The 14,003-nt window shown below is 58.9% G+C and carries 10 protein-coding genes; 5 read left to right on the plus strand and 5 right to left on the minus strand.

From position 1 onward, the window contains the following. Positions 1-62: 62 nt before the first annotated feature. The gene (locus C8C89_RS05415; RefSeq protein ID WP_034754435.1) at positions 63-959 is read left to right on the plus strand and encodes a recombination-associated protein RdgC; all 897 of its coding nucleotides are present in this window, start codon (positions 63-65) and stop codon (positions 957-959) included. A gap of 134 nt (positions 960-1,093) precedes the next feature. Here the strand turns inward: C8C89_RS05415 and C8C89_RS05420 are convergent, their stop codons facing one another. Both C8C89_RS05420 and C8C89_RS05425 read right to left on the minus strand, forming a co-directional pair. After that, positions 1,094-3,832 carry a TonB-dependent receptor gene (locus tag C8C89_RS05420; protein WP_101483187.1) on the minus strand — a complete coding sequence of 913 codons (2,739 nt, stop codon included), beginning with the start codon at positions 3,830-3,832 and terminating at the stop codon, positions 1,094-1,096. A gap of 522 nt (positions 3,833-4,354) precedes the next feature. Beyond that, entirely contained in the window at positions 4,355-4,840 is a 486-nt protein-coding gene (locus tag C8C89_RS05425; RefSeq protein ID WP_101483186.1) for an asparaginase domain-containing protein, read from the minus strand. Positions 4,841-5,002: 162 nt separating this feature from the next. Between C8C89_RS05425 and C8C89_RS05430 the strand changes: the two genes are divergently transcribed. Beyond that, a complete protein-coding gene (locus C8C89_RS05430) occupies positions 5,003-5,776 on the plus strand; it encodes an L-asparaginase (RefSeq protein WP_101483185.1) in 774 nt (257 codons plus the stop codon). On the opposite strand, the gene C8C89_RS05435 is transcribed toward C8C89_RS05430, so the two are convergent. Beyond that, a complete protein-coding gene (locus C8C89_RS05435; protein WP_133989077.1) occupies positions 5,764-6,777 on the minus strand; it encodes a D-2-hydroxyacid dehydrogenase family protein in 1,014 nt (337 codons plus the stop codon). The genes C8C89_RS05430 and C8C89_RS05435 overlap by 13 nt on opposite strands. Positions 6,778-7,105: 328 nt before the next feature. Between C8C89_RS05435 and C8C89_RS05440 the strand changes: the two genes are divergently transcribed. Further along, positions 7,106-8,977 (plus strand): phosphoenolpyruvate carboxykinase (GTP), encoded by a 1,872-nt coding sequence (locus tag C8C89_RS05440; protein WP_133989078.1) that lies wholly within the window; start codon positions 7,106-7,108, stop codon positions 8,975-8,977. A 142-nt stretch (positions 8,978-9,119) separates the two neighbouring features. Here C8C89_RS05440 and uvrA read toward each other — a convergent pair whose 3' ends face one another. Further along, entirely contained in the window at positions 9,120-11,969 is a 2,850-nt protein-coding gene (uvrA, locus tag C8C89_RS05445; protein WP_101483182.1) for an excinuclease ABC subunit UvrA, read from the minus strand. A gap of 381 nt (positions 11,970-12,350) precedes the next feature. Between uvrA and ssb the strand changes: the two genes are divergently transcribed. After that, on the plus strand, positions 12,351-12,863 hold the full coding sequence (gene ssb, locus C8C89_RS05450) for a single-stranded DNA-binding protein (RefSeq protein ID WP_058050329.1): 513 nt from the start codon (positions 12,351-12,353) through the stop codon (positions 12,861-12,863). Positions 12,864-13,059: 196 nt separating this feature from the next. Further along, a complete protein-coding gene (locus tag C8C89_RS05455; protein WP_101484779.1) occupies positions 13,060-13,542 on the plus strand; it encodes a DUF1203 domain-containing protein in 483 nt (160 codons plus the stop codon). Here the strand turns inward: C8C89_RS05455 and C8C89_RS05460 are convergent. Continuing rightward, complete coding sequence (locus tag C8C89_RS05460; protein WP_101483180.1) at positions 13,539-13,955, minus strand: hypothetical protein; 417 nt, start codon at positions 13,953-13,955, stop codon at positions 13,539-13,541. The two genes, C8C89_RS05455 and C8C89_RS05460, sit on opposite strands and share 4 nt — an antisense overlap. Between the last annotated feature and the right edge of the window lie 48 nt (positions 13,956-14,003).

Here is a 14,003-nt window from a genome sequence, read left to right on the forward strand (position 1 = left end):
CGTGTCGAAAGTGTAGAATGGCGTTCCCCTGGCACTACTGAAACAAACGGAAGACAAAAACTATGTGGTTCAAGAATCTTCAGATTTACCGCCTGCCCGCACCATGGGCTTATACGCCAGAACAACTGGAAGAGGCCTTGTCCTCGAACAAATTTACGCCGGCGACCAGCATGGATCTGATGCGCCAGGGCTGGGATACGCCACGCCCGAATGGTGGTCTGGTCCATGTTGTCAACAAACAAATGTTGATCTTGCTGGGCACGGAAAAGAAACTGCTGCCAGCGACCGTCATCAACCAGGTGGCCAAGGCCCGCGCTGCCGAGATGGAAGAAGCACAAGGCTTTGCGCCTGGCAAGAAAGCCATGAAAGAATTGAAGGAACGCGTGGCCGACGAATTGCTGCCGCGCGCCTTCAGCATCCGCAGCAATGTCTGGACGTGGATCGACCCCGTCAATGGCTGGCTGGTGGTCGATGCCGCCAGCCCGGCAAAAGCCGATGAAGTCATCAAGCTGCTGCTGAAAGCCGTCGACAAACTGCCGCTGGAAAGCTTGCGCGTACAGCGCTCGCCGGTGGCGGTGATGACGGAGTGGCTGCAGGCCGACGATGCGCCTGCCGGCTTCACGGTCGACATGGATACGGAATTGCGCGCCACGGGCGAGAGCAAGGCCACCGTGCGCTACGTGCGCCACACGCTGGAAGCGGACGACGTGCGCCGCCACATCGCGGCCGGCAAGCAGTGCACGCGCCTGGCCATGACGTGGAACGACAAGATCTCGTTCGTGCTGACGGAGTCCTTGGCCATCAAGAGCGTCAAGCCGCTGGACGTGATCAAGGAAACGGAATCGAGCACGAAGAACGACGAAGAGCGTTTCGACGGCGACGTGATGCTGATGACGGGCGAGCTGAGCAAGCTGATGGCCGATGTGGTCGAAGCATTGGGCGGCGAGGCGACCGCGTAAGCGTTGTCGTGCCGGTACGAAAAAGGAGCTTCGGCTCCTTTTTTTTCGCCAGCGTCCTTTGCTGACGTATAAAAAAAGCGCCTTGCACGGTGAGGTGCAAGGCGCTTTTACTAAGCCTAATTTAAAACGTCACATTAGAACTTGTAGCTACCGGTGAAGTAGACCGAACGCATCATTGGATCGGCGTAGCGTGGATCGAAACCAACCTGGTGGCCCGACGAAGCGCGCAGCGACAGCGGCGGTTCACGGTCAAACAGGTTCTTGATACCAGCGCGCAGCGTCAACGCCGAGCTGAAGGCATAGCGGCCTTGCAGATCGACGGTGGTGTACGACGGAACTTCCAGGCGGATAGTTTCCAGTTTCTTGGTATCGACGTTCAGTACCGAAGCAGCTGCATCGGTGTAGCCGTTACGATAGCTGACAACCATGCTGCTGGTCAGCTTGCCCGATTCCAGGCTCATGTTCAGCTTGATCAGGTTGCGGAACGTGACTGCATCGGTGATACCGAAGTAGTTCATGTTGGTGGTCCACTGATTCTTGGTGCCTGGCACGGTGTAGTCAGCCTTGAGCATATGGGTACCGCTCAGGTTGGCCGTGAAGTTACCGAAGTCAAAGCGGTGGCGACCGGTCATGTCCCAGTCGATACCACGGTTATGCGTCTGGCCGATGTTCATCGACAGCGACTTGAACGCAAAGTAGGTATTGCCGGTCGATGGCTCGGTATAGGCGCCGAACAGATCCTTGTACAGCGCTGGATTGCCGAAGGCCTGGGTTTCGCTTACTGCCGACACCGCGTCGGTGATCTTCACATCCCACAGATCGGCGCCGAACGAGAATGCCGAGCTAGGTTCGATACGGAAACCAACGGTGTACTGCTTCGATTTTTCCGGTTTCAGGTTTTCGTTACCGCCTGCCAACTGATTGTATTGCTGGGCTTTGCCGCGGCACAGATCGCTGCCTGGGAATGGGCAATCCCATGGTTTGGCGGTGAAGCCGTTGTTGACCAGTGGCTGGCCAATGTCCAGCATGCTCGGCGCCTTGAAGCCCGTGCCGTACGAACCACGTACCAGCAATTGCTGGACTGGCTGCCAGCGTGCCGTCACTTTGTAGGTGCTGGCGCTTTGGTCTTTACCGATGGACTTGTTCACAACACCGTTGTCGATCTTGGTGATGGTGTCGTAACGGCCGGCCAGGCTCACTTCGATCGTTTTGGTGACAGGTGCCAGCAATTCGGCAAACACACCATAGGTTTCGCGGCTCAGGTCGTAGCGTGCCGAGGTGTTGAAGTTGTAGATCGTGTCGCTGGTCGCGCCGTTCGATGGCGTTTGCTCATATTTGTATTCGCGGTAGTCGCCGCCGATACCGATATTGGCCTTGCCGCCTGGCAGGGTGAACAGTTCCCGCGAACCGTGCGCGTCGATGCCGCGCATGGTGGTCGATGCCGTACGGATCGAACCGTTGAATTGCGAATTGTTGATCAGGTTCTGCAGGGCTGGCGAAGCGCTGCCAGCTGGTACGAACGGGTTGAACAATGGATCTTTTTGCATGGCCTTGAACTCGGCGTTCTTGGCATAGCCGCCCACATAGCGCTCATCGATCGCGTTTTGCGACCAGGTCAGGGCCGATTCCACGTTCCACTCGCCCACTTCGCCTTCCACGCCGACGACGAAATGTTTGGTGTCGGTGATGGTGTTGCTGGCGCGGGTGCCCCAGTCAACCATGCGGTAGTTGGCGGTGACGGTTTTCACGTCCGCTTGCTGCGCAGGCGTCAGGTATGGCTGGACGTACTGGTTGTACAGCGCGCTGCCCTTGGCGATCGTGATCGGCACCGGGTTGGCGGCGATGCGTGCGGTCAGGTCGTAGCGCGACAGGGCGACTTCGGCAAACGCATTCAGGTTGTCCGTCAGTTTGTAGGTACCGCGCGAGAACAGGCTGTCGCGTTTCGATTCTGGAACGATTTCAACGGTCGAACCGCCATCGAAGCCGCATGCAGCTGCGTTGGTAGCCGTGACGTAGTTGGTCGGGCCGCAATTGCCGTTGGCAGCCAGGTACGGGCTGAACTGCAGTTGTGGGTTGGTGGCGCTGTCCTTGAAGGCGACGGTGGCGTTACCTGGCGCTGTCGACGGGCTGGTGCGGTCGTAGATGTAGTTCTTGCCGCCGTTGCTGACAGGAATGTACGACGAACGGGCGAACGAGCGGTCCGTTGCCTTCAGTTTCGATTGCTCATCGTGGCGGTACGATACCAGCACGTTGAAGCGATCTTCATCCAGATCGCCGAAGCCGTAGGTGACGTTGGTATTCCAGGCGTTGCCGCCTTTGTCTTCCGGGCCGCCGTAGGTGGCTTCCAGGGTGCCGCCTTGGACGTTTTTCTTCAGAATGAAGTTGATCACGCCGGCAATGGCGTCCGAGCCGTACAGGGCCGAAGCGCCGTCGGTCAGGATTTCGACGCGCTCAACCGCGCTCATCGGAATGGCGTTCAGGTTGACGGAGGTACCCGAGCCTTGTGGCGCGATGCGGCGGCCGTTCAGCAGAACCAGGGTGTAGCTTTCGCCGATGTCATGGATCGATGCGCTGGTGCGGCCACCCGAGTTGGAACCGGCGGCAACGGCGCCGATGGTGAAACCTTGCATGGCTGGCAGGCTTTGTACCAGATCAGCAACGGTGTTTGCGCCGGTACGGGCGATCGCTTCTTGCGTCAGGCGCTGCACTGGCAGTGCGCCTTCGACGGCGATACGCTTGATACTCGAACCGGTAATTTCAACTTTTTGAATTGCTTCGTCTGCCATGGATTGGCCAGAGAACAAGACGCTGCCTGCCAGGACGGTCAGGGCCAGGCGTACGCTGCGTACGCCAATTTTTTCTTTAAATGCCATTGTAACAATTACTCCGTAGTAGTTTTAATAACGACAAGCGGTACACGAGCACCGCTCAGGCCATCGGATAGATGACCAGCGGTGCGCGTGTACGGTAGGCGGAACCACGTCTGTGGGAGGTGGAAGACTACTTAGCGCAATATTGTTATAAATGCACTTATGACTTGTCGAGGCAAACATTATGTCTTCTAAGAAAGAAAAAATGCACCCTAACCGTGTCGGATTTGGCAATAATTTACGGATACTGAAGAAACTTCAATTAAATTGTTAAATGACGATTTTATATTTGACCGGATCGGTGTTTTTAAAAATGATCAATGGCGTTTTTTTACAACATAAAATTATTCTATTGGCAATTCGATGTTTTACCTGCAATAATTCGTTGAAAGCTGTTGCTTTGCAGAATTAGTGCAAGGTAAGAAAACGTAAAAAAAGCCCGTTGAAACGGGCTGCTTGAATTGTGAAAGATGGTCAGTCAGACCGGTTGGCGGGCTGCTGTTTGCCACCATTCCTGCCATCGGCTTACAAGGGCTGGAACACGCCGGCGGCGCGGTTCTTTTGCACGTTGTCCCAGGCGAAGATCTGGCCATTCATGGCCACGTACACGCCAGATGGCAAGGTTTGCGCCACGCCGCAGGCAAAGCCCAGGTTGAACAGGGCATCGGAATTGTCGATTTCATAAGGAATCATGGCGCCCGTCAAGATGACCGTCTGCTGCAGGTTCGCCGCACCCAGCACTTGCGCCGTTTCGCGCATGGTGTCGGTGCCGTGGATGATGACGATGGCTTTCTCCTGTGCCGCGCGGCACGAGGCCAGCACGCGCTGGCGGTCCGCATCCTGCATGTCGAGCGAGTCCAGCAGGGGCAGTTGCTCCAGGGCCACGGGTGCCGTCATGCGCGCGCGGGCAATCGCTGCCGGCAAATGACTGTCGGAAAAGCCCAGGGTACCGTTCAATTCGTTGTAGTGTTTGTCGAAAGTGCCGCCAGTGGCGAGTATGCGCAAAGTCATGATGTGGTCACGATGTCAGTGGAGAATGACGCGCATGATAGCGTGGATTGTGTGCCTTGCGTGAAAGGCGGGCCCGCCGCAGGCCGTTGCAGATCGCCACTGGAAAATTTGACCACCTGTGAGTACACTGGTTTCTTTGTTTGCCTACCGCCCCGACTCCGTATGAAAGCGCTCGCTCCCGGTACCGTCATTTTTCACCGCCACCGAGGTTACGGTGTGATCACGTCCGTCAATTTGCTGACGGGCTGGATTGCCGCCCGTTTCGGCAGCGAATCGCGGACCCTGGACCTGAACCTGTCGACCGACGATGTGCAGTTTGCCGATGGCGAAGCGATCCTGTTCCGCCGCGCGCCGCCCGACCGCATGCCGCATGCGCGCCTGATGGCCATGGTGCGCGAACTGCATCAGGCCGGCTATCAAAAACTGTACCTGTATTCCTGGCCGAAACCGTCCGGCCTGCACTGGCGCTGGCATTTGTTCACGGGGCCGCGTGACTGGATGCAGCGGCCCTGGCGCGAAGGCTGGTATGGCTCGGGCGCCGATTACAACGTTAACCCCGTGATGGGCTGGGGCGATACGCCCGGCGCCTCTACTGGCGAGCTGATCGATGCGCTGGCCCGTTTCGACCCGCAAGGACTGGCGCAGGCGCTGGGCCGCGACGACGACCATAGCGACTGGTTTGGCCGTGTCTGCGACGCCTTGTTGCCCAATTACATGTACAGCCTGGACATGCAGCGCAGCCCAGGCGAGCCTTTGCCCGACATGCCGCCCGTGCCGGTGGTCGCCGTGCGCGCTGGCGTGGCGCCATATGCCGGGCCGGACATCGCCTGGCCACCCGGCTGGGCTGGCCTGTGGCGTGGCCGCCACGTGCTGCCAGCGCCTGCCATCCGCCTCACGGGCGAGGCCGACCTCATCAAGGGCTTTCAGCGCTCCTGAGGCGTTTGGCGCGCGTGCTGCAGCACCTCGGGATTGAGCAGGCGCGTGCATTGACCCTGCGCAAAATCGACGATGTTTTGCAAGGCGTAGCGGAAATACAGCTCATAGCTGTCACGCTCGACGTAGCCCAGGTGTGGCGTGGCCAGCACGTTCGGCAGCAGCAGCAATGGCGCGCCTGGCGGCAGCGGCTCGTCCGTAAATACGTCCAGCGCGGCGGCGCCCGGGCGTCCCAGCGGCAGCGCCGTTTCCAGCGCCCCTTCAGCCACCAGTTCGGCGCGGCTGGTGTTGACGAACAGGGAAGTCGGTTTCATGCGCGCCAGGTCTTCGTTGGTAACCAGGCCGCGCGTCTTGTCGGACAGGCGCAGGTGCAAGGTCAGCACGTCCGCTTGTTCAAAGAACGCTTCGCGCGAAACCGCCGCCGTGTCGCCCGCGGCCACGGCCGCCGCGCGGCTCGCTTCGCTGCCCCACACGAGGATGGTCATGCCGAAGGCGCGGCCATAGCCGGCGATCAATTGGCCGATTTTGCCGTAGCCCCAGATCGCCAGGGTGCGCCCTTTGAGTACCGTCCCCAGCGTATTGCGCGCCGGTTCCAGTGACGACGTCTGCCACAGCCCCTCCTGTAAATGTTGCGCGTAAGGCACGATCTTGCGTTGCGCCGCCATGATCAGCGCCCACGTCAGTTCGGCCGGCGCCGTGGGCGAGCCTATGCCTTCCGCGATGGCGATGCCCAGCTCCGTGGCGGCCGTCACATCGATGTGTCCGCTGACCTTGCCTGTTTGCGAAATCAGTTTCAGGTTCGGCAGTTTCGACAGCAGGGCCCGGTTGAAACTGCTGCGTTCGCGGATCAGCACCAGCGCGTCGAACGGCGCCAGGCGGATCGACAACTGGCCCAGGCCCCGCGCCGTATTGCTGAATACTTTGACCTCGTGGCCATCGAGCAATTGGAAACAATCGAGGCCGCGCACGGCATCCTGGTAATCATCGAGTATGGCAATTTTCATGGTGGATGGCCGATTTTAGTAAGGATTTGGTAGGGAAATAACAGGATACGGGAAATGCTGAATAGCCTACTACATTAGTCAAGCTATTCTCCTACATTTTTGCGAGAATAGCTGATTGGCGGGTGTACAATCGCCGGCACTTTTGAAGCTTCCTGAGTATAGTTAAAGCGCAAACTGTTCTTGCTACCTGGGTGCATGATCCAGGTAAACGACACCAGAGCCCTGCCAGCGTGAGCATCCCGCCCGCAGTGAGCCGCAGCCACCTCTCAACGATGCTGCCTGTCTTGCCGGAATGACCAGAATTTCTTTTATTGGTATTGGAGGTAATATGAATCAGCCCGTCATGGGTGGCGTCGCCGCACTCAACGTCCCAGCTTATATTAAACAACAGAAACTGATCAACTGGGTGGCCGACATTGCCGCGCTGACCAAGCCGGAGCGCATCTACTGGTGCGATGGCTCGCAAGAAGAGTACGAGCGCTTGTGCGCCGAAATGGTTGCCAGCGGCACCATGAAAAAACTCAATGCGGAAAAGCGCCCGAATTCCTACCTGGCCTGCTCCGACCCGAGCGACGTGGCCCGCGTCGAAGACCGCACGTATATCTGCTCGGCAACGAAAGAAGCGGCTGGCCCGACGAATAACTGGACCGAGCCTGGCGAGATGCGCCACACCCTGAACGGCCTGTTCGATGGCTGCATGCGTGGCCGTACCATGTACGTCGTGCCATTCTCGATGGGCCCGCTGGGTTCGCCGATCGCGCACATCGGCGTGGAACTGTCCGACTCGCCCTATGTCGCCGTCAACATGAAGATCATGACCCGCATGGGCCGTGCCGTCTACGACGTGCTGGGTACCGATGGCCAGTTCGTGCCGTGCGTACACAGCGTGGGAGCACCGCTGGCAGCCGGCCAGCAAGACGTGAAATGGCCGTGCAACAGCACCAAGTACATCGTGCACTTCCCGGAAACGCGCGAAATCTGGTCTTTCGGTTCGGGCTACGGCGGCAACGCCTTGCTGGGCAAGAAATGTTTCGCCCTGCGCATCGCCTCGAACATGGGTTACCAGGAAGCGCAAGCGTCCGACAGCAACCCGGGCTGGCTGGCCGAACACATGCTGATCCTCGGTGTGGAATCGCCCGAAGGCAAGAAGCATTACGTTGCGGCGGCGTTCCCATCGGCCTGCGGCAAGACCAACTTTGCCATGCTGATCCCGCCAGCAAGCTTTAACGGCTGGAAAGTGACCACCATCGGCGACGATATTGCCTGGATCAAGCCAGGCGCCGATGGCCGTTTGTACGCCATCAACCCGGAAGCGGGCTACTTCGGCGTGGCGCCTGGCACGAACGAGAAAACCAACTACAACTGCATGGCCTCCATGCGCGATAACACGATCTTCACCAACGTGGCGCTGACGGACGATGGCGATGTCTGGTGGGAAGGCTTGACGAAAGAAGCACCAAGCCACCTGATCGACTGGCAGGGCAAGGACTGGACGCCAGCGTCCGGCACCAAGGCGGCGCACCCGAACGCGCGCTTCACTGTTGCTGCTACGCAAAATCCGGTGATTGATGCGGCCTGGGACGATCCGGCCGGCGTGCCGATCTCGGCCTTCATCTTCGGTGGCCGCCGCTCCACCACCGTGCCGCTGGTCACGGAAGCGCGTAACTGGGTCGAAGGCGTCTATATGGCCGCCACCATGGGTTCCGAAACGACGGCCGCTGCCGTGGGCCAGATGGGTGTCGTGCGCCGCGATCCATTTGCCATGTTGCCGTTTATCGGCTATAACATGAGCGATTATTTCCAGCACTGGCTGGACATGGGCGTCAAAGTAGGTAAAGTTAACGCTGCTGCCCTGCCGAAGATCTACTGCGTCAACTGGTTCCGTACGGACGAGGCAGGCAAGTTCGTCTGGCCTGGCTTTGGCGACAACATGCGCGTGCTGAAATGGATGCTGGAACGCATCGAAGGCAAGGCCGGCGGTGTGGAAAACCTGTTCGGCACGACGCCGCAGTATGGCGACCTGAACTGGGATGGCTTGCCGTTCACGCAAGAACAGTTCGATACCATCACTTCGATCGACAAGGCGGCGTGGCTGGAAGAATTGAAATTGCATACGGAGTTGTTTGAAAAACTCGCGTATCATCTGCCGCAAGAATTGGCAGATAACAAGGCTGCGCTGGAAAAGCGGCTGAGTGCATAAAGTTTAGTAGTGGGGGAGAAACACGCCGGCAAAGACTGGCGTGCGATAAATGACACGCCGGCAATGACTGGGGTGCTATCAAAAAGAGAAACGGCGCGGATTGCATGAGCAATCCGCGCCGTTTTTTATTGCGCTGCCGTCGTTACTGCTTCAGCAGCGGCCCCAGGTACTTGCCCGTCACGCTGGCCGGGTTCAGGGCCACGTCTTCCGGCGTGCCCGTGGCGATGATCTGCCCGCCGCCGGCGCCGCCTTCTGGGCCCAGGTCGACGATCCAGTCGGCCGTCTTGATGACGTCGAGGTTGTGCTCGATGATGACGAGGGTATTGCCCTGGTCGCGCAGGCGATGGATGACTTTCAGCAGCAAGTCGATATCGTGGAAGTGCAAGCCTGTCGTCGGTTCATCGAGGATGTACAGGGTGCGGCCCGTGTCGCGCTTGGACAGTTCCAGCGACAATTTCACGCGCTGCGCCTCGCCACCGGACAAGGTGGTGGCGCTCTGGCCCAGCTTGATGTAGCCCAGGCCCACGTCGAGCAGGGTTTGCAGCTTGCGCGCGATCAAGGGCACGGGCTTGAAGAATTCATGTGCTTCTTCCACCGTCATGCCCAGCACTTCCGTGATGTTCTTGCCCTTGTATTGCACTTCCAGGGTTTCGCGGTTGTAGCGCTTGCCATGGCACACGTCGCACGGCACGTAGACGTCGGGCAGGAAATGCATTTCGACCTTGATCACGCCATCGCCCTGGCACGCTTCGCAGCGTCCGCCCTTGACGTTGAACGAGAAGCGGCCCGCGCTGTAGCCCCGTTCCTTGGCCGTCGGCACGGTGGAGAACAAGTCGCGGATCGGCGTAAACAAGCCCGTGTAGGTGGCGGGATTGGAGCGCGGCGTGCGGCCGATAGGCGCCTGGTCGACGGAGATGACCTTGTCGAAGTGCTCCAGGCCGCTGATCGATTCGTGCGGCGCCGGTTCCGTCTGCGAACCGTATAAATGGCGCGACAGGGCCGGATACAGGGTATCGTTGACGAGCGACGATTTGCCCGAGCCGGACACGCCCGTGACGCAGGTCATCAAGCCCACCGGCAAGCTCAGCGATACCTTTTTCAGGTTGTTGCCCGTCGCGCCAGTAATGAGCAACTGCTTCTCCGGATTGCTGGCGTGACGCTTGGCTGGCACGGCGATTTTCAGCTTGCCGTTCAAGTATTGCGCCGTCAGCGATTTCTTGTTTTTGAGAATGTCTTGCAGCGTGCCTTCGGCGATGATTTCGCCGCCGTGCACACCCGCGCCGATGCCCATGTCGACGATGTAGTCGGCCGTGCGGATGGCGTCTTCATCGTGCTCGACCACCAGCACGCTGTTGCCGATGTCGCGCAAGTGTTTCAGCGTTTCGATCAGGCGGTCATTATCGCGCTGGTGCAAGCCGATCGACGGTTCATCGAGCACATACATGACGCCCGTCAAACCGGAGCCGATTTGCGAGGCGAGGCGGATGCGTTGTGCTTCGCCGCCGGAGAGCGTGTCGGCGCTGCGGTCCAGCGACAGGTAATCGAGGCCCACATTGTTGAGGAATTTCAGGCGCGAAATGATTTCCTTGACCACGCGGTCGGCGATCTCTTTCTTGGCGCCCGTCAGTTTCAGCTTTTCGAAAAATTCCAGCGTTTCGCGCAGCGGTTTGCCCGCCACTTCATAGATGGCGCGCTGCTGCTTGCCTGTGCCGACCTTGACGAAGCGCGCTTCCACGCGCAGGCGCGCACCATCGCATGAGGGGCAGCATTTTTCATTGATGAACTTGGCCAGTTCTTCCTTGACGGCCATCGAGTCCGTCTCGCGGTAGCGGCGCTGCAGATTGTTGACCACGCCTTCAAACGTGTGTTCCTTGATGACAGTGCGGCCCCGTTCGTTGACATAGGTAAACGGAATCACTTGCTTGCCGGAACCGTACAGCACGGCTTGCTGGGCATTCAATGCCAGTTGCTCGAACGGCATGTCCAGGTCGAACTCGTAAAACGCGGCCAGGTTCGACAGCATCTGGAAGTAAAACTGGTTGCGGCGGTCCCAGCCCTTGACGGCGCCCGAGGCCAGCGACAGATTCGGGAACGCGACGATGCGTTTCGGGTCAAAGAATTCGATGTGTCCCAGGCCGTCGCATTCCGGGCAGGCGCCCATGGGGTTGTTGAACGAAAACAGACGCGGCTCCAGTTCCTGCAGGGAATAGCCACACACATTGCAGGCGAATTTGTTGGAGTATACGTGTTCCTGGGCGGTATCCATCTCGTAGGCGATGGCGCGGCCATCGGCCAGGCGCAGGGCCGTCTCGAAACTTTCCGCCAGGCGCTGCTTGATTTCCTGGTTCACCTTGACGCGATCGATGACGACGTCGATCGTGTGTTTTTCCGTCTTCTTTAATTTCGGGAGGTCATCGACTTCATAGATCTTGGCCGCATGCGTGCCGCTCTGCACGCGGAAGCGCACGAAGCCCTGCGCCTGCATCTGCTCGAACAGGTCCACGTGCTCGCCCTTGCGGTTGGCGACGACGGGCGCAAGTATCATCAGCTTGGTGTCTTCCGGCATGGCCAGCACGGCATCGACCATTTGCGACACGGATTGGGCGGCCAGCGCGTTTTCCGGGTGATCGGGACAGTAGGGCGTGCCGACACGCGCGTACAGCAAGCGCAAGTAATCGTGGATTTCCGTCACGGTGCCCACCGTCGAGCGTGGGTTGTGCGAAGTTGCCTTCTGTTCGATGGAGATGGCGGGCGATAGGCCTTCGATCAGGTCGACGTCCGGTTTTTCCATCAGTTGCAGGAACTGGCGTGCATAGGCCGACAGCGACTCGACATAGCGGCGCTGGCCTTCCGCGTACAAGGTGTCGAAGGCCAGCGAAGACTTGCCGGAGCCGGATAAGCCGGTAATCACGATCAGCTTATTGCGCGGCAAATCGAGATTGATATTCTTGAGGTTATGCGTGCGAGCACCGCGAATGCGGATCTGTTCCATGTGATTGCCTTGCTTTCAGTGAGTGGTGCGGCCGGCGCATTGTGCCTGGGTGCAGATGAGGAGCCACAACGGGTCAACCTGTTACTATAGCCGGGTTTTGCTCTGCATGCCTGAGGCGTCCATGGGCGGATTGCGCCGCCAGGCGAACGTGCCCCGACAAAGTTTGATACAGGTGCGTGCAGACGTTTAAACACTGTATATAATACCAGTATTCAAGTTTCTTGTTTTCCCTTGCCGTGAAAAAAACGTGCTGCCGCACGAGAGATGGCGTCCGCCAGAAAGCGGGTGCTTTGCGCCGCGTGGTCGCTTATAATCCTCGTTTAGTACACTAAACTACCGCGCGGGACACCGGCTCCCGCTGCAGTTCATCAGGAGTTATTCATGGCATCAGTCAACAAAGTCATCATCGTCGGCAATCTGGGCCGTGACCCGGAAATCCGCTACATGCCTAGCGGCGACGCGATCGCCAACATCGCCGTGGCCACTTCGTACAAATCGAAGGACCGCAATACGGGCGAACAAAAAGAATTGACAGAGTGGCACCGTATCTCGTTCTTCGGCCGCCTGGCGGAAATCGTCGGCCAATACCTGAAAAAAGGCTCGTCCGTCTACGTCGAAGGCCGCCTGCAAACCCGTAAATATACGGACAAGGACGGCGTCGAGAAGTACGCAACCGACATCATCGCGGAACAGATGCAAATGCTGGGCGGTCGCTCCGGCATGGGCGGCGACGCCGGTGGTGGCGATGACAGCTACGGCGGCGGTGGTGGCGGCTACGACGCCCCGGCCCCGCGCCAGGCGCCAGCCCCGCGTCCAGCCCCGGCCCCGGCACCACGCCCGGCACCGAAGCCAGCACCGAACTTCTCGGATATGGATGACGATATTCCGTTCTAAGTAGCCGCGCTGACGTATTCCTGTCAGATACTGCCGATAAAAGAGCCTGCATCTTCATTGATGCAGGCTCTTTTTTTACGTTCAGCCGCGCTGTAAAGTAATCCGGGACGCATGCTCACATTCCATAGCAAGAAGCGGATAGCGGCGTTGTCCGGATACGGGTCTGATGGTGGTTTTGACGACGTCGGAGAACAGCATGGATTTTCGCATTACGGGGCTGTCGCCCGAGCCTTTTCTGCCCCTTTTTCCCCTGTCCGATGCCGAGTTAACGGTGCTCGGCATGCGGCGCTACGTGGTCGACCAACACCCCGGATTTCCTGACCGCATAGCGCTGGTGGACGCCGAGCTTGGCGAGACCGTGCTGCTATTGAATCATGTGTGCCAGCCCGCCATGACGCCCTACCGGGCTTCCCACGCCATTTTTGTGCGCGAGGGCAGCAGGCAAGCGTACGATGCCATCAATCAAGTGCCGGAATCAATGCGGCGGCGTTTGTTGTCGCTGCGCGCCTATTCCGCCGACGGCATGATGCTCGATGCCGAGGTAGTGAACGGCACCGGTGTGGAAGCCGTCATTGTCCAATTATTCGGCAATGCAGACGTCAGTTATATCCACGTCCACAATGCCAAGCGGGGTTGTTATGCTGGCCGCATCGACCGCGTTGGCCGCTCCCTGGCTTAATCGCGCAAGCCCATCTCCAGGCTGTAGCTGGCCACCGCATTCCTGCGCGCCGCGTTGCGCATCAAATACACCTGCACCGTGTACTCGCCATCGGCCGGCAGTTGCGCCTGGAAACTGTTGCCGCTGGTCGAGCCAATGAACAGGGCTTCATCCTGGCCTGCCTGGCGGATGTTGAAGTAATTCGATGATTGATTGGTCTTGAGCTTGACGCTGAGAGTCTGGCCAGCCTTGCCAGTCAAGGTGTACTCGGCCGTGGCGTAGCCCTTGATCTTGCCTTTCACGCTGTGCGCGTTTTTTCCCGCCGTCAATTCGACGTTTTCCTTGTGGACAGGATCGGCGCTCCAAGCGGGCGTTGTAAAGACGAGGGCCGCCAGCAGCAGGCTGGTGCGGATGGGCAGGTGACGATGCAGCATATGAAATTTTCCTATGAAGGTGGATCAAAACCAAGCGATGGCCGTGCC

Source organism: Janthinobacterium sp. 75, assembly GCF_004365495.1.
Taxonomy (GTDB): Bacteria; Pseudomonadota; Gammaproteobacteria; order Burkholderiales; family Burkholderiaceae_D; genus Janthinobacterium.